Source organism: Pseudomonas sp. SG-MS2 (assembly GCF_009933855.1).
Lineage (GTDB): Bacteria > Pseudomonadota > Gammaproteobacteria > Pseudomonadales > Pseudomonadaceae > Aquipseudomonas > Aquipseudomonas putida_E.
On record NZ_MOMO01000245.1, the window covers coordinates 1 to 18,963 of the forward strand.

Consider the following 18,963-nt stretch of genomic DNA (forward strand, 5'->3'; position numbering starts at 1 on the left):
GGCCCGCCACTGTCTACACCTATGCCATTTCCGATGTGCCCGGCGACCTGGCTACGGTCATCGCCTCCGGCCCTACCGTGGCCGACCCGAGCACCTCGGCCGACGCCCTGGCGATCCTCAAGCGCTACAACATCGAAGCGCCCAAGGCCGTCATCGACTGGCTCAACAACCCCGCCTCGGAAACCGTCAAGGCCGATGACCCGGCCCTGGCCCGCAGCCACTTCCAGCTGATCGCCAAGCCCCAGCAATCGCTTGAAGCCGCTGCAGTGCAAGCCCGCCAGGCCGGCTTCAGCCCGCTGATCCTCGGCGACCTGGAAGGTGAATCGCGCGAAGTGGCCAAGGTGCATGCCGGTATCACCCGGCAGATCGTCCAGCACGGGCAGCCGCTCAAAGCACCTTGCGTAATCCTTTCTGGCGGCGAAACCACCGTCACCGTACGCGGCAATGGCCGTGGCGGGCGCAATGCGGAGTTTTTGCTCAGCCTCACCGAAAGCCTCAAGGGCCTGCCGGGCGTGTACGCCCTGGCTGGTGATACCGACGGCATCGACGGCTCGGAAGAAAACGCCGGCGCCGTCATGACGCCAGCCAGCTTCGCCCGCGCCGAGGCCCTGGGCCTGTCGGCCAGTGACGAGCTGGACAACAACAACGGCTACGGCTATTTCGCCGCACTCGATGCGCTGATCGTCACTGAGCCGACCCGCACCAACGTCAACGACTTCCGCGCCATCCTGATCCTTGAGACTGCACAATCATGACGCCTGATAAAAAAGTCAAAATCCTCGCCACCCTCGGCCCTGCGATCAATGGCATCGACGATATCCGCCAGCTGGTAGAAGCCGGGGTGAACATCTTCCGCCTCAACTTCAGCCATGGCGAACACGCCGACCACGCCCTGCGCTACCAGTGGATCCGCGAGGTCGAGCAGCAACTGAACTACCCGCTCGGCATCCTCATGGACTTGCAGGGCCCCAAGCTGCGCGTTGGCCGCTTTGCCGAAGGCAAGGTGCAGCTGCAACGCGGCCAGGCGCTGCGCCTGGACCTGGACAAGGCCCCGGGTGACAGCCGCCGGGTCAACCTGCCGCACCCGGAGATCATCGCCGCGCTGGAGCCCGGCATGGACCTGCTGCTGGACGACGGTAAGCTGCGCCTGCGGGTGACCGCCAAGCACAACGATGCCATCGACACCGAAGTGCTGGCCGGTGGCGAGCTGTCCGACCGCAAGGGTGTCAACGTGCCGCAAGCGGTGCTTGACCTCTCCCCGCTCACCGAAAAGGACCGCCGCGACCTGGCCTTCGGCCTGGAACTGGGCGTGGACTGGGTGGCGCTGTCGTTCGTGCAACGCCCCGAAGACATCCTTGAGGCCCGCCAGCTGATCGGCGACCGTGCCTACCTGATGGCCAAGATCGAAAAGCCGTCGGCCGTGGAGCAGCTGCAGGCGATTGCCGAACTGTCCGATGCAATCATGGTGGCGCGTGGCGACCTGGGTGTGGAAGTGCCGGCCGAGAGCGTGCCGCAGATCCAGAAAAGCATCATCGGCACCTGCCGCCAGCTGGGTAAACCGGTGGTGGTGGCCACGCAGATGCTCGAATCCATGCGTTTCTCGCCAGCCCCGACCCGCGCCGAAGTCACCGACGTCGCCAATGCCGTGGCCGAAGGTGCCGATGCGGTGATGCTGTCGGCCGAGACCGCCTCGGGTGACTACCCACTGGAAGCCGTGCAGATGATGAGCAAGATCATCCGCCAGGTGGAGAACGGCCCGGATTACCAGGCCCAGCTCGACGTTGGCCGGCCCAAAGCTGAAGCCACCGTGTCGGACGCCATCAGCTGCGCGATCCGCCGGATCAGCGGCATCCTGCCGGTGGCGGTGCTGGTCAACTACAGCGAGTCGGGGGCTTCGACCCTGCGCGCCGCACGCGAGCGGCCACGGGCACCGATCCTCAACCTGACGCCGAACCTGGTCACTGCCCGCCGCTTGAGCGTGACCTGGGGCGTGCACTCGGTGGTCAATGACCGTTTGCGCCAGGTAGATGAGGTGGTCTCCACCGCACTGGAAATTGCCCAGGCCCAAGGCATGGCCAGCCGTGGTGACACATTGCTGATCACTGCCGGTGTGCCGTTCGGCAAGCCAGGCTCGACCAACAGCCTGCGGATCGAGACCTTGGTCTGAGATTGCCGGGGGCGCTTTGCGCCCCTTTCGCGACACAAGGCCGCTCCTACCGGCGAACGCGAAACCCTGTAGGAGCGGCCTTGCGTCGCGAAAGGAGGGCAAAGCCCTCCCCTTGCACCCCAACAACAGACACGCGGAAAACCGAGGCCCAAAGAGGCCCACCGCTCTTCCATCAACCTTACCGACTGCCCATGTACACCAAAAATTTTGTCAACCCGTGCCCCGACTGGGCCACGGCGCTACTCAACGGCTTCAGCCAGGTACTGCTGCTGCGCAGCCCCCTGTGCGGCCTGTGCTGCCTGCTGGCCATCCTGCTGACCGCCCCCGACCTGGTCGGCGGCGCCCTGCTCGGCGCCCTCGCCGGCCTGCTCACCGCACAGCGCCGCGGCTATGACCGCGCCGACCGCCAGGCCGGGCTTTACTGCTATAACGGCGTGCTGATCGGCATCCTGATCTGCGCGGTACTGCCCTGGTCGGCAATCATGCCGCCGCTGATCATCGCTGCCGGTGGGCTGTCCAGCATCATTACCCACCAGTGGCGCAAGCGCGGGGGCAAACTGCTGATCGCCTACACCGCCCCTTTCGTGCTGCTGGGTTGGGGCACACTGCTGCTCGCCAGCCCCTCACCCAGCGGCTTCGTCGAAGCCGACCCGCTGTATGCTCTGGCGCGGGGCGTAGGCCAGATTTTCCTGCTCGACCAGCCATTGGCCGGGTTGCTGATCATCTTAGGCATGTTCATCGCCAACCCCTATGCCGCGATGTGGGCGGTGATCGGCTCGGCCATCGGTGGCAGCGTAGCCTTGTTTGCCGAAGCGCAATCTGCCTGGCTGGGTCTGTACGGCTTCAACGCGGCACTGGCGGCGCTGGCCTTCAGCAGGCAGGGTGAAAAGCCTTGGGTGACCCTGCTGGCGATTGCCCTGGCTCTACTGCTGCAACCGCTGTTCAAGCTGCTACCGGTGCCCGGCCTGACCGCCCCGTTCGTCGCCGCCTGCTGGCTGATGCACTTGGGCAGCCACCTGGCCCAGCCCAGGCAGCGCAATGCCAGGCGCTTGCACAGCTGAAACGCAACCCCTAGGCTCAGCCCATCGCTTTTGTGGAACGAGCCCATGAACAACCCTGCGAGCCTGCGCGAACGGCTCTACGTCATCGTATTCCAGACCCACACCGTCGCCGGCCGGCGCTTCGACAAGACCCTCCTGCTGATCATCCTGGCCAGCCTGGTCACGGTGATCCTCGACAGCATCGACGAGATTCACCAGAACTACGCAGGCCTGCTGGCCGGTATCGAATGGGGCTTCACCGCGATCTTCCTGGCCGAGTACATCACTCGCCTTTACTGCTCGCCCAAGCCCATGCGCTACGCCTTCAGCTTCTACGGCCTGGTCGACCTGCTGGCTATCGTGCCGGGGATCATCGCCCTGTACTACAGCGACGCGCAGTACCTGCTGATCATCCGGGTGATCCGCATGCTGCGGATTTTCCGTGTGCTCAAGCTCGGCCAGTACCTGAACCAAGCGAATTACCTGATGGCGGCACTGCGTGGCAGCAAGCAGAAGATCATCGTGTTTCTGCTCAGCGTGTCGACCCTGGTTACTGTGTTCGGCACCTTGATGTATGTGATCGAGGGCCCCGAGCACGGCTTTACCAGCATCCCCAAAGGCATCTACTGGGCCATTGTCACGCTCACGACCGTGGGCTTTGGCGATATCGTGCCGAAAACACCGCTGGGCCAGGTGCTGTCCTCACTGGTGATGATCACCGGTTATTCGATCATTGCCGTGCCCACAGGGATTTTCACCGCCGAACTGGCCAATGCCATGCGCGCCGAACAGTTGCAGCACGACTGCCCAAGGTGCAGCAAAAAGGCCCATGAACACGGCGCTGCATTTTGCTCGCGCTGCGGTAACCTGCTGTTCCCGAAAACAGAATAAGCAAAGAGCCATTTGGTCTTTAGTCGTTCAATAACGAAACGCTATAGTCGCGCATAAGTTACCAAACACTCCGGAACAAGGACGCATCGTGAAAAAACTCTTCACTGCTTCGCTGCTGGCCGCCGGCCTGGCGTGCGGCACCCTCGCTCAGGCCGCTCCGACCCTGCTCAACGTTTCCTACGACGTGATGCGCGACTTCTACAAGGATTACAACCCAGCGTTCCAGAAACACTGGGAAGCCGAGCACGACGAGAAGGTCAACGTGCAGATGTCCTTCGGCGGTTCGAGCAAACAGGCACGTGCAGTGATCGATGGCCTGCCGGCCGACGTCATCACCATGAACATGGCCACCGACATCAATGCGCTGGCCGATATCGGCAAGCTGGTGCCGCACAATTGGGTTACACGCCTGCCCAACAACAGCGCCCCGTTCACCTCGGCCACTGTGTTCATCGTGCGCAAGGGCAACCCCAAGGCACTCAAAGACTGGCCTGACCTGCTCAAGGATGGTGTACAGGTCATCGTGCCCAACCCCAAGACGTCAGGTAACGGGCGCTATACCTACCTGTCGGCCTGGGGTTATGTGCTCAAGCAGGGCGGTGACGAGAACAAGGCCAAGGACTTCGTCGGCAAGCTGTTCAAACAGGCACCGGTACTCGATACCGGTGGCCGCGCCGCGACCACGACCTTCATGACCAACCAGATCGGCGATGTGCTGGTGACCTTCGAGAACGAAGCCGAAATGATCGCCCGCGAATTCGGCCGCGACCAGTTCGAAGTGGTCTACCCGAGCGTGTCGGCCGAAGCCGAACCACCGGTGAGTGTGGTCGACAAAGTGGTAGCGAAGAAGGGTACCCAGGCCGTGGCCGAGGAATACCTCAAGTACCTGTGGTCGCCGGCAGCCCAGGAAATCGCCGCACAGAACTACCTGCGTCCGCGTGATGCAACCGTACTGGCCAAGTACACCGACCGCTTCCCGAAGGTCGACTTCCTGTCGGTGGAGAAAACCTTCGGTGACTGGCGCACCGTGCAGAAGACCCACTTCAACGATGGTGGGGTGTTCGACCAGATCTATACCGGTCAGTAATTGAGTTCTACCTTCACTTGTGCGCCACCATTGCGCCCAAGTGAAGGTTCCCCAGCATCAGGCTGGTGATTTACTGCGGAATACCAAGGCCTTCAAGCCCCCCGCCGGATCGGCATCCGGAAACTCCGGCGGGTTATCCAGACGCTCGACGAAAGCCAACGCCGGGGCCTGCTCAGCCATGCCCTCGATCAGAAACTCCGGCCCGATCGCCGGATCATTCACGCACGCCAGCACAGTCCCACCCTCGGTCAGCAACTCTGGCAAGCGCCGCAAGATCTTCGCGTAATCCTGGGTCAGCACGAAACTGCCACGCTGGAAGGTTGGCGGGTCGATGATGATCAAATCGTAGGGTCCGTACTTGCGCACCTTGCCCCACGACTTGAACAGTTCATGCCCCAGGTACGCCACCCGCGATGCATCGTGGCCATTGAGGCGATGGTTGTCTCTGCCACGGGACAGCGCCGACTTGGCCATGTCCAGGTTCACCACCTGCTCGGCGCCCCCGGCAATCGCTGCCACCGAGAAGCCGCAGGTGTAGGCGAACAGGTTCAGCACACGCTTGCCCGCCGCCTGCTCACGCACCCAGCGTCGGCCGTAGCGCATGTCGAGAAACAGGCCGTTGTTCTGCCGCACGCCCAGGTCGAGCAGATAGGTCAGGCCATCTTCGACCACCTCGCGCTGCTGGCACGGCTCGCCCCACAGCCACAGGCCCGGGCTGTCCGGCAGGTAACGGTGCTGGATGAGGATCGCTTGGCCGGCCCACTGTGGGTGCTCGGCGAGGTTGCGCAGCATGGCCTCTAGTTCTGCCAGCTGGCCCTCGGGTGGTTCACGGAACAACGCTACCGACAGCACGCCCTGCAGCCAGTCGACGGTGACCTGCTCCAGCCCCGGCCAGCAACGGCCGCGACCATGGAACAGGCGGCGGGTTTCCTGCGGGGCGGGGTCGAGGGCGGTGAGCAGATGCTGTTCGAGGGTGTGGATCGGCGAAGTCATGGCGGGTCGCAAGCAGATAAAAGGGAGCATTCTACCCCGCGAGGCCGCTGCGCGCCCTATCGCCGGCTTGTTCGGCGATAGGTCATTCAGCGTCCTCACTATCCTTTGGCAATGATCGGCGCCGAACGGAACCACCACCCTTGCTGCATGCCCGCCGCCGCCAGCAAGATCAGCGCCACACCGAGCCACTGCAGTGGCGCCAGGCGGTGCCCGAAGGCCACCCAGTCGACCAGGATCGCGGCAATCGGGTAGATGAATGAAAGGGCACCGGTCAACGCCGTGGGCAGGCGCTGGATGGCACTGTACAGCAGCACGTACATCAGCCCCGTGTGCACCATGCCCAACGTCACCAGGCTGGCCAACGCCGAAGGCTCGCCAGGCAACCCGCCCAGCTTGACCCACGGCGCCAGCAGCATTACGCCGGTCGCTACCTGGATCAAGGCAATCAGATGCGGTGGCGTGCCGCTCAGGTGCTTGATGATCAATGCGGCAATGGCATACAGAAACGCCGCCCCCAGCGCCAGCGCAATGCCCACCAAGTACTCTTCACCGCTGCCCTGCCCTGCGCCATGGGCGCTGACGATGGCCAGCATGCCAAGGAACGCCACGCTCAGCCAGGTGAGCTTGGCCATAGTGATCTTCTCGCCCAGAAACACTGCCGCCAGCCCCACCAGCAGGAACGGCTGGACGTTGTACACCGCTGTGCCGATGGCGATCGACGCCCGCGAATAGGAAGCGAACAGCAACACCCAGTTGCCGACGATGGCCACGCCGCTGGCAATGGCCAAGAGCAAAGCCGTGCGGCTGATCACGCCGGGCTTGAGGAACCCGAACGCCGCGCAGATCACCAGCAACGTGCCAGTACCGAACACGCAACGCCAGAACACCACGTCCAGCACCGGCTGCCCGGATACCAGCACGAACCAGCCGATGGTCCCGGAAATCAGCATGGCAGCGACCATTTCCAGCGAGCCACGGCGCAACGAACTGTCCATCTCACACCTCCCATTGATGATGGCCACAGTATGCAGAGGCTGACGATTAACCTACCAGCGGATAACCAAGGCAAAATGGCCAGTGCGCCTTTACTATCAAGGGGAAATCTCTCCTTAACCTAATGAGGCGTATATGACCGATGCCATCGACCAACTCCTGATCAATGCCCTGATGGAAGATTCCCGCCGCTCACTGAAAGCACTGGCGCAGATCAGTGGCCTTTCTGCACCCAGCGTCAGCGAGCGCCTGCGCCGTCTGGAGGAGCGCGGCGTGCTGCGGGGTTACACCGTGGATGTCGATGCGCGCAGCTTTGGTTACCAATTGCAGGCCATCGTGCGCATTCGCCCGCTGCCGGGGCAGTTGCAGGAGGTGGAACGGCAGATTGTCGCGATTCCCGAGTTCACCGAGTGCGACAAGGTAACGGGCGAGGATTGCTTCATTGCCCGGCTGCATGTGCGGTCGATGGAACAGCTCGACGCCCTGCTTGACCGTATCAATGTGCTAGCTGACACCAACACGGCGATCATCAAGAAGAGCCCGGTAAAGCGGCGCTTGCCGCCGATGGACTGAGGCGCCTGGAAAACCTGACCCACCTCTGTACACATAAATGTCACCTTAGGTGCCATTTTTGTGTGCATAAGTGCTAGCAATGCCCCATTACGTTACACAGTTCGCGCAACTTAATCTGACCAAATGATCAACTAATTATCCGAACAAAAAATTAAACCTGTTCAATTGGTCAATTTATAGTTTCTTTAATTCATCAACTTAGCTTTCAGAGAGATAGATTCGAGATAGTGACAACTCGAAGTACGGTTTTTGAGTGGCATGGAACTCGCTTTTGTGTGTTCGTGTTTTGTATACAAGTTAAACAGAACATAAATACACAAGAACCCGCGACGCCGCCCCAAACCGGCCGCCGCGCCCAGAACCCAGTGATGCCAACGCTGCACTGACGAGATGGCGAGCCCGTGCGCATGCCCGCTCATCGCAGTCCACGTGCATCAGGAGCCTGCCGGAATGAGTACCAGCCTCGACCTTGCCCCTGAACTATCCGTCGCCAGCACCACCCCCGCTTCCTCCCTGACCGGCAGTGCGCCACAACTTGAACTGAGCCCGCGCCTGCATAACCGCGACCTTGCCCCGACGCGCATAGAGGGCCGCCGCTGGGGGCGCTACAGTATCTTCGCGCTGTGGACCAACGATGTGCACAACATTGCCAACTACTCTTTCGCCATGGGCTTGTTCGCCCTGGGCCTGGGCGGCTGGCAGATACTCTTGTCATTGGCGATCGGCGCCGCGCTGGTGTACTTCTTCATGAACCTGTCCGGCTACATGGGGCAGAAGACCGGCGTGCCGTTCCCGGTGATCAGCCGCATCGCCTTCGGCATCCATGGCGCGCAGATCCCTGCGCTGATCCGTGCAGTGATTGCCATCGCCTGGTTCGGCATCCAGACCTACCTGGCCTCTGTAGTGCTGCGCGTGCTACTCACGGCCGTGTGGCCGCAACTCGCCAGCTATGACCAGGACAGCATCCTCGGCCTGTCGAGCCTGGGCTGGGTGTGCTTCGTGGCGATCTGGCTGGTGCAACTGGTGATCCTCGCCTACGGCATGGAGATGGTGCGCCGCTACGAGGCATTCGCCGGCCCGGTGATCCTGCTGACCGTGGCCAGCCTGGCGGTGTTCATGTACTTCAAGGCCGATGCGCGCATCGCCTGGTCGGTGGCCGAGCCGCTGACCGGTTACGAGATGTGGCGCAACATATTCGCCGGCGGCGCGCTGTGGCTGGCGATCTACGGCACCCTGGTGCTCAACTTCTGCGACTTCGCCCGTTCCTCGCCGTGCCGCAAGACCATCCGCGTAGGCAACTTCTGGGGCCTGCCGGTGAACATCCTGGTCTTCGCGGTCATCACCGTGGTGCTGTGCGGCGCACAGTTCCAGATCAATGGCCAGATCATCGACAGCCCGACCCAGATCGTTGCCAGCATCCCCAACACCGCTTTCCTGGTGCTCGGTTGCCTGGCCTTCCTGATCGTCACCGTTGCGGTGAACATCATGGCCAACTTCGTCGCCCCGGCCTTCGTGCTGAGCAACCTGGCGCCGCGGCACCTGAACTTTCGCCGCGCGGGGTTGATCAGCGCCACCCTCGCCGTGTTGATCCTGCCATGGAACCTCTACAACAGCCCGCTGGTGATCGTCTACTTCCTGTCCGGCCTGGGCGCCCTGCTGGGCCCACTGTACGGGGTGATCATGGCCGACTACTGGCTGCTGCGCAAAGGCTGCATCAACGTGCCGGAGCTGTACAGCGAACACCCGGCCGGGGCCTACCACTACAGCAAGGGCATCAACCTGCGGGCGGTCGCCGCGTTCCTGCCGGCCGCGCTGCTGGCCATCGTCCTGGCGCTGGTGCCCAACTTCCATGCCATCGCGCCTTTTTCCTGGCTGATCGGTGCCGGCATCGCCGCTGCGCTGTACCTGCTGATCGCCCCGCGCAACCGCCATTACGCTGATGTCAGCGGCGAATGCATCGCCGTCGACCACAGCAGCCACTGATCAAGGAGCAGTGTTCATGCGTATTCTGATCGCCAACGTCAACACCACCGAAGCCATCACCGAGGCCATCGCCGAACAGGCCCGCAGCGTGGCGTCGCCCGGCACGCAGATCATAGGCCTGACCCCATGGTTCGGTGCCGAGTCGGTGGAGGGCAATTTCGAGAGCTACCTGGCCGCCATTGCCGTGATGGACCGCGTGCTGGCCTACGAGGGCCCGTACGATGCCGTGATCCAGGCCGGCTACGGCGAACATGGCCGCGAAGGTCTGCAGGAACTGCTGAACGTGCCGGTGGTGGACATCACAGATGCCGCCGCCAGCACTGCGATGTACCTGGGCCACGCCTACTCGGTGGTGACCACCCTGGACCGTACCGTGCCACTTATCGAAGACCGCCTGAAGCTTTCGGGGCTATACGACCGCTGCGCCTCGGTGCGCGCCAGTGGCCTGGCCGTGCTGGAACTGGAGGCAGACCCGCAGCGTGCGGTACAGGCCATCGTCGAACAGGCCGAACGGGCGGTGCGCGAAGACAAGGCCGAGGTGATCTGCCTTGGCTGTGGCGGCATGGCCGGGCTGGACGAGCAGATTCGCCAACGTACCGGGGTGCCGGTGGTCGATGGCGTGAGCGCGGCGGTGACCATTGCCGAATCGTTGGTGCGGATGGGGCTGAGCACGTCCAAGGTGCGGACCTATGCCACCCCGCGGGCGAAGAAAGTGGTGGGCTGGCCGATGCGGTTCGGGCGGTAAAGCCTCAGGGGTCTTCGCCGGCCCTATCGCCGGCAAGCCGGCCCACACAGGTTGCCCCGCTGCTCTCAAATTCAGCTCAACCCAGTGGGAGTCGGCTTGCTTGCCAAGACAGTAACAGCAGATCAGGTCGGACAGCTATGCGCACCGCCATCCAGGCCCTGGCGTATGTTGCGGCTGAGCAGGCTGGCCTTGCCGTCGCGCCAGGTCAAGGTCAGAACATACAGGGTGTCGAAGTCATCGCCCTGCCAATCTTCGGTGATCACCCGGTCCTCACCCAGCGCCTTGCCGGCGACAGTATTGATCAGCTCCGGCAGGTAACCATGGGACCAGGCAGTGTAGACGGTGGCGTTGCGGTACTTGCCACTGAGCAATTCATCGGCTAGCTCATCGGTGTCGTTTGCACCGTAATCGATATTCACCGGCAGGCCGAGACGTATCGCACTCGGGGTGATGGTCATCAGTGGCCGGATGTAGCTGTAGCTCTGGTCACTGCTGCCTTCCTCGACCTCTCGTGTCGGGTTGGCTGCGAAGACGAAATCGGCGTTGCCGAAGCGCTCGGGCAGCAGCGTGGCCAAGTCCAGTGCACGGTTGAGGCCTTGACAGTTCAACTGCCCCAACCCTTCGCCGGGTTTCTCGGCATGGCGCAGAAACACCAGGGTCTGGGTGCCGTCGACCGGTTGAGCGCGGCTTTCGACCACTTCCAGTGCCAAGGGCACCGCCGCAGCGACGAGTGCGAGGCTCAGCAGCAGGTAGCGACTACGGCGGACAAACGGTGGCAACTTCATGTAGGCAGGCTCTTGTGGCAGACAGTTTCGGGTCGACCCGCCACATTGCCCTGAGGCTCAAGCCGCAAGGCATCCTTGTAGTGAATGCCATCCCTGGCCAACGAGTAGGGGTCAGAGTGCCCTCAACGCGTTTGGTTCCTCCCTGGGCAAGACTTACGTTAAGGCATACATGTTGCCGAATTATTTAAAGCCTGCCGGCCGCATCCGACACTCAGTCATCCCGCGTCAACACCTCGAGCAATTCGATCTCGAACGTCAGGTCCGAATTCGGCGGGATCGCGCCCACGCTACGTTCGCCATAGCCAAGGTGCGCCGGCACCTGCAGCGTGCGTTTGCCACCCACGCGCATGCCCATCAGGCCTAGGTCCCAGCCCTTGATCACGCGGCCCGTGCCGATCACGCACTGGAACGGCTTGCCGCGCGACCAGGACGAGTCGAACTCGCTGCCATCGGCCAGCCAGCCGGTGTACTGGGTGGTGATCAGGGCGCCTTTGACGGCGGCCTTGCCGTCGCCTTCGACGAGGTCGGTGATTTGCAGTTCGCTGCTCATGGGCATGCTCCAACGCTGAAATTCAAGGCCGCCCTTTTCTCAGGAATGCACGGGTTTGGCAAGCCGCCAGGCTCAACCCAACTGCTCGAAGGCTTGCTGTCCAGTCAATTCCTTGGTTTGGTTGGCAAAGCAGTACCAGGCAGGTTTCTGCTCGACGAATATCTGCAGGTCGAAATCCCAAGCCTCATCGCCGTCCAGCAGGCCCACCGGCACCGCGTAGAAATCGTTGGCCTTGAGCCGGTAATACAGGTGAGTGCCGCAGCGCCCGCAAAAGCCGCGCTGGGCCCAGTCGGATGAATCGTAGACGCCGGGCGAACGCCCTTCGATGACCGGCGGCTGGCTGCAGTGAACGACCAGCAACGGCCCACCGGTCCACTTGCGGCACATGCTGCAATGGCAGGCACTGATATGGGTGTTGTCGAGGGTGACCGTGAGCTTCGTGGCGCCGCACAGGCAGGTGCCTTGTTTCTCCATGACCATGGGGTGCTCCATTAGCGAGGATTGGGCCCGCAATTATAGATGCCAGGTAGGAGCGGCCTTGTGTCGCGATCAGGCCGCAACGCGGCCTCTCGAGTTACGCAATCATCATTGAACCAGGGGGCTGCTTTGCAGCCCATCGCGACACAAGGCCGCTCCACAGTGGACTACACAAACGTCTAGATGTAGACAGTACCGCGCAGGTACAACGCCGCCCGCCCGCTGATGATCACTCGGCCATTACCTGGCACCTGACAGTGCAGCTGGCCCTTGCGCGCGCCGCCCTGCTCGCAGGTCAGGATGCTCTTGCCCAACCGCTGCGCCCACAAAGGCGCAAGCGAGGTGTGCGCAGAACCTGTGACCGGGTCTTCGTTGACACCGACTCGCGGGCCGAACCAGCGCGTGACGAAATCGTATCCGCGCCCGGGCGCGGTCACGGCGATGCCACGCACATCGAAGGCCGACAAGGCGACGAAGTCAGGCTGCAGCGGGTCCAAAAGCGAGGCGTCATCGATCATCACGACATAGTCGTCGGACTGATGCACCGCACTCGCCCCGCTCAACCCCAGCGCCTTCAGCAAACCGGCGGGCGCCTCGACGGCCAGCGGCTGCTTGGCCGGGAAGTCCATGGCCAGCAAGCCGTCGGCCCCGCGGCTAACCCGCAATTCACCGCTGCGGGTGTTGAAGCGCAGCACTTCTGCCTGCTCACCCAACTGCTCGAACAGCACATAGGCCGACGCCAAAGTGGCATGGCCACACAGCTCGACCTCCACCGCCGGGGTGAACCAGCGCAGGTCGAAGGTTTCGCCATTGCGCACGAAATAGGCGGTTTCGGAGAGGTTGTTCTCTTCGGCGATACGCTGCAGCACGTCATCAGGCAGCCAGCTTTCAAGCGCGATCACTGCTGCCGGGTTGCCACCGAACGGCTCGGCGGAAAAGGCATCGACCTGGAAGATCTCGAGTTGCATGCGAACACTCCTTGTGGCCCGGGCAGCGCCGGGCAGAAACTAAAACGAAGGTTACGGACGGACTGGTGTGAGTACCGGTTCGCCGGCAAAGAAGGCCTGTAGATTGCGCAGGACCAAGGCCACCGTGTCGCGCGCCGCTTCAGGGGATTGCCCGGCCACATGCGGGGTGAGCACCGTATTGCCGAGGGCCTTGAGGGCATCGGGCACGGCCGGTTCGTCATCGAACACATCAAGTGCTGCACCCGCAAGTTGCCCGCGCTGCAGCGCGCCGACCAGGGCCTGGGTATCCACCACGCTGGCACGGGCGATGTTCACCAAATAGCCCTCGGGGCCCAAAGCCTCGAGCACCCGAGCATCGACCAGATGGTGCGTATTGGCACCGCCCGGGGTGGCCACGACCAGAATGTCGACGGCATCGGCCAGGTGCAACGGGCTGTCGTACCAGGTGTAAGGCACGCCCTGGCGCGGTGTGCGGCTGTGGTAGCTGATGTTCATGTCGAAGCCGAGGCTGGCACGTTTGGCGATAGCCAGGCCAACTGCGCCCAGGCCGAGGATGCCGAGGCGCTTGCCACTAACCGAGGGGCTGATGACCCGGTGCCACTCGCCGCGGCGGATACCGGCATCGGCGCGGGGAATGTCGCGCAGCAGGGCCAGCAGCATCGCCAGGGTGTGGTCGGCCACGGCGGCGGCATTGGCACCCGCGCCATTGGTGACGGTAATGCCACGGGCAGCGGCGGCGGCCAGGTCGACGTGTTCGTAACCGGCGCCGATCACGCAGATGATCTGCAAGTTGGGCAACGCTTGGATTTCCACAGCGGTCAGGCCCAGCGGGCCGCGGGTAAGCACCGCATCGATCTCAGCGCCCTGGCGCTGAATGGCGTCGGCACGCAGTGGCGCGGACGGTGCACGGATCAGCCGGTAGCCGGCCTGTTCGAGCAGGGGCAGGTAATCATCGACGGTTTCCACCAACACCAGGACTGTCTTGCTCATGCACCCCTCCGACTCAAATTCGAAGGGGCATTATGCGGAGTCGGCGGGCGGTACAGTCAATCTGTAAATCGCGGGTCAACTGTACTGTATCGGTTGGCCGAAAACGGCAAAACCATTACTGAGCGAACGCCCGGCCCAGCCCACCGGGTACACCACTGCTGTCGGTCTCCTGCCACGGGCCATCCGGGCTCAAAGACCAGCTCCAGCCATTGTCATAACGGTAGTAGGTGCGCTGCCGATAGAACGTATTGGGCTTCCTCTCCAATACATAAACACCCAGTTTCGGATCCCAATGGCTGGCGCCCCCCGGCGGCGGTGCAAAGCTTGCGGAGGTCCGCGGCATCGGTTTGGGGGTCGCTGCCGGTTTGCTCGGCTGCGTGGCCGGTTGGCCACCAGGCAGTGGCTTGACCACCGGCCCCTTGTGCGGCGGCACCGTTTCGATCGGTGGCGCCGGCTGTTCGTACGGCTCACGCACCGTACACGCAGACAAACCCAGGGCCAGGGTGATCAGGGTCAGGCGGACGGCGTTTCGCATGGCAGGGTTCTCTTACGGGTCGGGGCTGTCGATGGTCAGGAGCTGGGTGGCCTGGGTCTTGCTGGGCAGCGGTGCGCCCTGGCCGATCCACTCACCATGGGTGGGCTGGCCGGCGCGCGATACCCTTGCAACCAGTTGGACTTCGGCGAAGTCGGACAGTTTCATCTGCGGCATCATCGCATCGGCGTCAGACAATTCTACCTCCAGCGGCAATTGGGCAACGGTCACCCGTTTGGCCGCCAGCGGCATGGGCGGGCCGTTGGTAGCCCGGGCGAAGATGAACACAGTGTCGTCGGGCTTGACCTTGTCCTTGAGCGCCGGGGCCAGCTCTACCCGCACCTTCAGGCGTGCCGCCACCGGGGTCTCGGGCTTGCCGGTATTGCCACCCAGGCGCTCTGCCGCACGGTCGATGCCGCCTTGCAAGGCCGCCCGCGAGGCATCGCCTTCAGGCAACTGCGCCAGCAGGCGGTTCCAGTAGTCGATGGCTTCCTGGTAGCGCTCGCCCTCAAAGGCCGCAATGCCGCGCAGGCCAAGGCTGGTCACTTCGTTCGGGTCGGCCTTGAGCGCCTCGTCGGTCAGCGCCTGCACCTGTGCGCTCCACTGCTTGTTGGCAGCGAAATACAGGGCCTGGGCCCATTGGCCGAGCAATTCGGGCTGGCGACCGGCCAGGGCCACGGCGCGCTCGTAGGCCTTGGCCGCATCTGCCGGGCGCTGTTCGGCCATGTAGGCGCGGCCCAGGAAATACAGGCCTTCGGCCGAATCCGGCTGAGCCTGGACGGCGCGCTCAAGGCGCGTGGTCATTTCTTCCATCGTCTTGGGCGCAGCAGCGAACTCCTGAGTCAGCTCCACTTTGTCCGCAGCACCAAAGTGCAGATACAGATCAAGCGCCACCACCGGCACCAGTACTGCGGCCAGCAGTGGCAGCACCTTGCCCAAGTGCCCCTGGCGCGGCGCTTCGGCGCCTTCGGTATCGGCCAGCAGTTCACGGGCGGCCTCATCGCGGCCGCTGGCCAGTTGCGCGTCATCCAGCACACCGGCGGCCTGTTGGGCAGCCAGTTCGGCGACACGTTCCTGATACAGCGCCACGTTCAGCGCAGTACGGTCTTCTTCCTGCTGCTGGCGACGGCCACGCAGGGTCGGGATCAGCAGAAAGCCGAGGGCGGCGAGCAGCAGCAGGCCCGCACCAAGCCAGAATTCAGTCATGGTTCTGTTCTTTATCCAGCAGTTTGGCGAGACGCTCGCGTTCTTCGAGAGACAACTCGTGCGAGCCTTGGGTAGCCGGCACACGGCGGCGGCGGACAATCACCGCCAGCACCGCAAAGCCACCGACCAGCAGAATGCCCGGGCCGAACCAGAGCAGCCAGGTACGCCCAGTGAGGGCAGGCTTGTAGCGCACGAAGTCGCCATAGCGGTCGACCATGAAGTCGACGATCTGCTGATTGCTCTTGCCTTCGCCCAGCATGCGGAAGATCTCGCGGCGCAGGTCGGCGGCAATCGGTGCGTTGGAGTCGGCGATGTCCTGGTTCTGGCACTTGGGGCAGCGCAGTTCCTTGGTCAGTTGCTGATAACGCTCACGCTCGGCGTCGTCGCGGAACTGGTACGTATCGATGGCCGCCCTGGCCATGCCGGCAACACTCAAACCCAGTACAACGGCCGCAAGCCAGCGCCTCATGGCTTGGCCTCGTCGACCAGGCCCTGATACAGCGGTGCCAGTTGCTCGCGCCACACGGTGGCATCGACGACGCCCACATGCTTGTAGCGGATGATGCCCTTGGCGTCGATCAGGAAGGTTTCCGGCGCGCCATAGACGCCCAGGTCCAGGCCCAGGCTGCCCTGCTCGTCGCGAATATCCAGCTGGTACGGGTTGTGGAACTCGGCCAGCCACTTCAGGGCGGCAGCATTGTCGTCCTTGTAGTTGATGCCGTAGATCACCACGCCCTGCCCGGCAAGCTGGTTGAGGTAAGGGTGCTCGACCTTGCACGACGGGCACCAGGTGGCCCATACGTTGACCAGCGCCGGGCGGCCTTGCAGGTCGGCCTGGGTCAGGGTGCGATCGCCCTGGGTCGAGGCCAGGGAAAACGCCGGGAACGGCTTGCCGATCATTGCCGAGGGCAGCTCGTCGGGCTTGAGGAACAGGCCCTTGTAGAGGAAAACGGCCAACAGCAGGAATACCGCCAGTGGCACCACCATGATCCAACGCTTCATGCAGCTGCTCCAGACACGCCCAGGACATCACGCACCCGGGTCTTGACCTTGACGCGGTAGCGCCGGTCGAGGGCCGCCAGCAAACCGCCCAGGCCGGTCAAAAGACCGCCCAGCCAGATCCAGCGGACGTAAGGCTTGATATGCACGCGCACGGCCCAGGCGCCGTTGTCCAGCGGCTCGCCCAAGGCAACGTACAGGTCGCGGGTGAAACCGGCATCGATGCCGGCCTCGGTCATCATCGACTGCTGCACGGTATAGAGCCGCTTCTCTGGGTGCAGCGTGGTCACTTCACGGCCATCGCGGCTGACGACGACGGTGCCCTTGTCGGAAATGAAGTTCGGCCCTTCGAAGTGCTTGGCGCCCTGGAACAGGAACTGATAACCACCCAGCTCCACGCTTTCACCCGGGGCCAGGCGCAGGTCACGCTCGGCACTGTTGTTGCTCGACAGCACCACGCCAAGGGCGCACACCGCAAGCCCCAAGTGCGCCAGCTGCATGCCCCAGTAGCTGCGCGTCAGGCCACGCACGCCTTTGGCCAGGCCCTTGTGGCGGGTCTTGTCGAAAATGTCGCGCAACCCGCTGAGCACTACCCAGGCTGCCAGGGCAAAAGCGGTAAGGGTCGGCCAGTCGAAGTCGTCGACGATGAACCCGGCCACTGGCGCCAGCACTGCGCTCGCGATCAGTACCGGCGTCATCATGCTCGCCAACCACTTGCCTGGGGTGTCCTTCCAGCGCACCACCACACCGATGCCGAGCACCACCATCAGCAGTGCCATCAGCGGCAGGAACAAGGCATCGAAGTACGGCGGGCCCACCGACAGCTTGGCCCCGGTCAGGGCATCGAGCACCAACGGGTAGAGGGTGCCGAGCAGGATCATCGAAGCCGCCACCACCAGCACCAGGTTGTTGGCCAGCAGCAGCGTCTCGCGCGACCACAGGGCAAAGCCCACCTGGCTTTTGACCACTGGGGCACGCAGGGCGAACAGGGTCAGCGAACCACCGACCACGAACAGCAGGAAGATCAGGATGAACACGCCACGTGAAGGGTCGGAGGCGAACGCATGCACCGAGGTCAGCACGCCGGAACGCACCAGGAACGTCCCCAGCAGGCTCAGCGAGAACGCGGCAATCGCCAGCAGCACGGTCCAGCTCTTGAACACGCCGCGTTTTTCCGTCACCGCCAGCGAGTGGATCAGTGCCGTGCCCACCAGCCAAGGCATGAAAGAAGCGTTTTCCACCGGGTCCCAGAACCACCAGCCGCCCCAGCCCAGTTCGTAATAGGCCCACCAGGAGCCCAAGGTGATGCCCACGCCGAGAAACGCCCAGGCAATGATGGTCCAGGGCCGCGACCAGCGCGCCCACGCAGCATCCAGGCGCCCCCCCAGCAGCGCGGCGATGGCGAAGGCGAAGGCCACCGAAAAGCCCACATAGCCCATGTACAGCATCGGCGGGTGAACGATCAGGCCAAAGTCCTGCAGCAGCGGGTTGAGGTCACGGCCATCGGTCGGCACTTGCGGCAGCAAACGCTGGAACGGGTTGGAGGTGATGATCAAAAAGCTCAGGAAGCCCACACTGATCATGCCCATCACCGCCAGCACCCGCGCCAGCATCACTTGCGGCAACTGGCGCGAGAACACCGACACGGCGAAAGTCCAGCCACCGAGAATCAGCGCCCACAGCAGCAACGAGCCTTCGTGCGCGCCCCACACGGCACTGAACTTGTAGTACCAGGGCAAGGCGCTGTTGGAGTTGCTGGCCACGTACGCAACCGAGAAGTTGTCGGTCATGAAGGCGTGGGTCAGGCAAACGAAAGCAAAGGCCAGGAAGGCAAATTGGCCCCAGGCCGCCGGACGTGCCAGGCTCATCCACAGGCTGTCGCCGCGCCAGGCGCCGAGCAACGGCACGGTCGCCTGCACAACGGCGAAACAGATCGCCAGGATCATCGCCAATTGGCCCAGTTCAGGGATCACCAACGCCGCAT

20 protein-coding genes are annotated in these 18,963 nt (G+C 63.3%); 8 read left to right on the forward strand and 12 right to left on the reverse strand.

Translation table 11 applies throughout. From position 1 onward, the window contains the following. The 5 genes from BLX42_RS23200 to BLX42_RS23220 all read left to right on the forward strand — a co-directional run. Window positions 1-755, forward strand: a 755-nt coding sequence (locus tag BLX42_RS23200; RefSeq protein ID WP_161872757.1) for a glycerate kinase, incomplete at its 5' end; no start/stop codon positions are given. Further along, on the forward strand, window positions 752-2,167 hold the full coding sequence (gene pyk / locus BLX42_RS23205; RefSeq protein WP_161872758.1) for a pyruvate kinase: 1,416 nt from the start codon (window positions 752-754) through the stop codon (window positions 2,165-2,167). The genes BLX42_RS23200 and pyk, both read left to right, overlap by 4 nt. 191 nt (window positions 2,168-2,358) lie before the next feature. Beyond that, on the forward strand, window positions 2,359-3,228 hold the full coding sequence (locus tag BLX42_RS23210) for an urea transporter (protein WP_115274204.1): 870 nt from the start codon (window positions 2,359-2,361) through the stop codon (window positions 3,226-3,228). 45 nt (window positions 3,229-3,273) lie between these two features. Then, window positions 3,274-4,098, forward strand: a complete 825-nt coding sequence (locus tag BLX42_RS23215; protein ID WP_161872759.1) for an ion transporter — start codon at window positions 3,274-3,276, stop codon at window positions 4,096-4,098. An 88-nt stretch (window positions 4,099-4,186) separates the two neighbouring features. Continuing rightward, window positions 4,187-5,185 carry a sulfate ABC transporter substrate-binding protein gene (locus BLX42_RS23220; protein ID WP_161872760.1) on the forward strand — a complete coding sequence of 333 codons (999 nt, stop codon included), beginning with the start codon at window positions 4,187-4,189 and terminating at the stop codon, window positions 5,183-5,185. A 57-nt stretch (window positions 5,186-5,242) separates the two neighbouring features. Here BLX42_RS23220 and BLX42_RS23225 read toward each other — a convergent pair whose 3' ends face one another. Together BLX42_RS23225 and BLX42_RS23230 are read right to left on the reverse strand one after the other, a co-directional pair. Then, window positions 5,243-6,178, reverse strand: coding sequence for a class I SAM-dependent methyltransferase (locus BLX42_RS23225; RefSeq protein WP_161872761.1), 936 nt, complete (start codon window positions 6,176-6,178; stop codon window positions 5,243-5,245). 98 nt (window positions 6,179-6,276) lie between these two features. After that, on the reverse strand, window positions 6,277-7,173 hold the full coding sequence (locus BLX42_RS23230) for a DMT family transporter (RefSeq protein ID WP_161872762.1): 897 nt from the start codon (window positions 7,171-7,173) through the stop codon (window positions 6,277-6,279). Window positions 7,174-7,306: 133 nt separating this feature from the next. On the opposite strand from BLX42_RS23230, the gene BLX42_RS23235 reads away from it, so the two are divergent. From BLX42_RS23235 to BLX42_RS23245, 3 genes are all read left to right on the forward strand, one after another. Further along, a complete protein-coding gene (locus BLX42_RS23235) occupies window positions 7,307-7,744 on the forward strand; it encodes an Lrp/AsnC family transcriptional regulator (protein WP_039603292.1) in 438 nt (145 codons plus the stop codon). Window positions 7,745-8,194: 450 nt separating this feature from the next. Next, window positions 8,195-9,727: an NCS1 family nucleobase:cation symporter-1 gene (locus BLX42_RS23240; protein WP_161872763.1), complete on the forward strand. Its 1,533-nt coding sequence runs from the start codon at window positions 8,195-8,197 to the stop codon at window positions 9,725-9,727. A gap of 16 nt (window positions 9,728-9,743) precedes the next feature. Then, window positions 9,744-10,472, forward strand: coding sequence for an aspartate/glutamate racemase family protein (locus tag BLX42_RS23245; protein ID WP_119687529.1), 729 nt, complete (start codon window positions 9,744-9,746; stop codon window positions 10,470-10,472). A 122-nt stretch (window positions 10,473-10,594) separates the two neighbouring features. Here BLX42_RS23245 and BLX42_RS23250 read toward each other — a convergent pair whose 3' ends face one another. The 10 genes from BLX42_RS23250 to BLX42_RS23295 form a co-directional block, all read right to left on the reverse strand. Further along, window positions 10,595-11,257 (reverse strand): histidine phosphatase family protein, encoded by a 663-nt coding sequence (locus tag BLX42_RS23250; RefSeq protein ID WP_161872764.1) that lies wholly within the window; start codon window positions 11,255-11,257, stop codon window positions 10,595-10,597. 211 nt (window positions 11,258-11,468) lie between these two features. Then, window positions 11,469-11,807: an FKBP-type peptidyl-prolyl cis-trans isomerase gene (locus BLX42_RS23255; RefSeq protein WP_046785325.1), complete on the reverse strand. Its 339-nt coding sequence runs from the start codon at window positions 11,805-11,807 to the stop codon at window positions 11,469-11,471. A 72-nt stretch (window positions 11,808-11,879) separates the two neighbouring features. Further along, entirely contained in the window at window positions 11,880-12,287 is a 408-nt protein-coding gene (locus BLX42_RS23260; RefSeq protein ID WP_119687530.1) for a GFA family protein, read from the reverse strand. A gap of 176 nt (window positions 12,288-12,463) precedes the next feature. Further along, window positions 12,464-13,252, reverse strand: a complete 789-nt coding sequence (locus BLX42_RS23265; protein WP_161872765.1) for a PhzF family phenazine biosynthesis protein — start codon at window positions 13,250-13,252, stop codon at window positions 12,464-12,466. 51 nt (window positions 13,253-13,303) lie between these two features. Next, window positions 13,304-14,242 carry a 2-hydroxyacid dehydrogenase gene (locus BLX42_RS23270; protein ID WP_161872766.1) on the reverse strand — a complete coding sequence of 313 codons (939 nt, stop codon included), beginning with the start codon at window positions 14,240-14,242 and terminating at the stop codon, window positions 13,304-13,306. Between the two features lie 115 nt (window positions 14,243-14,357). Further along, a complete protein-coding gene (locus BLX42_RS23275) occupies window positions 14,358-14,777 on the reverse strand; it encodes a hypothetical protein (RefSeq protein ID WP_161872767.1) in 420 nt (139 codons plus the stop codon). A gap of 12 nt (window positions 14,778-14,789) precedes the next feature. Continuing rightward, on the reverse strand, window positions 14,790-15,980 hold the full coding sequence (gene ccmI, locus BLX42_RS23280) for a c-type cytochrome biogenesis protein CcmI (protein ID WP_161872768.1): 1,191 nt from the start codon (window positions 15,978-15,980) through the stop codon (window positions 14,790-14,792). After that, window positions 15,973-16,449 (reverse strand): cytochrome c-type biogenesis protein, encoded by a 477-nt coding sequence (locus BLX42_RS23285; protein WP_161872769.1) that lies wholly within the window; start codon window positions 16,447-16,449, stop codon window positions 15,973-15,975. Before BLX42_RS23285 ends, ccmI begins: the two co-directional genes overlap by 8 nt. Next, window positions 16,446-16,982, reverse strand: a complete 537-nt coding sequence (locus BLX42_RS23290; RefSeq protein WP_012315479.1) for a DsbE family thiol:disulfide interchange protein — start codon at window positions 16,980-16,982, stop codon at window positions 16,446-16,448. The genes BLX42_RS23285 and BLX42_RS23290 overlap by 4 nt, the downstream gene beginning before the upstream one ends. After that, on the reverse strand, window positions 16,979-18,952 hold the full coding sequence (locus BLX42_RS23295) for a heme lyase CcmF/NrfE family subunit (RefSeq protein ID WP_177010805.1): 1,974 nt from the start codon (window positions 18,950-18,952) through the stop codon (window positions 16,979-16,981). The genes BLX42_RS23290 and BLX42_RS23295 overlap by 4 nt, the downstream gene beginning before the upstream one ends. Window positions 18,953-18,963: the final 11 nt, after the last annotated feature.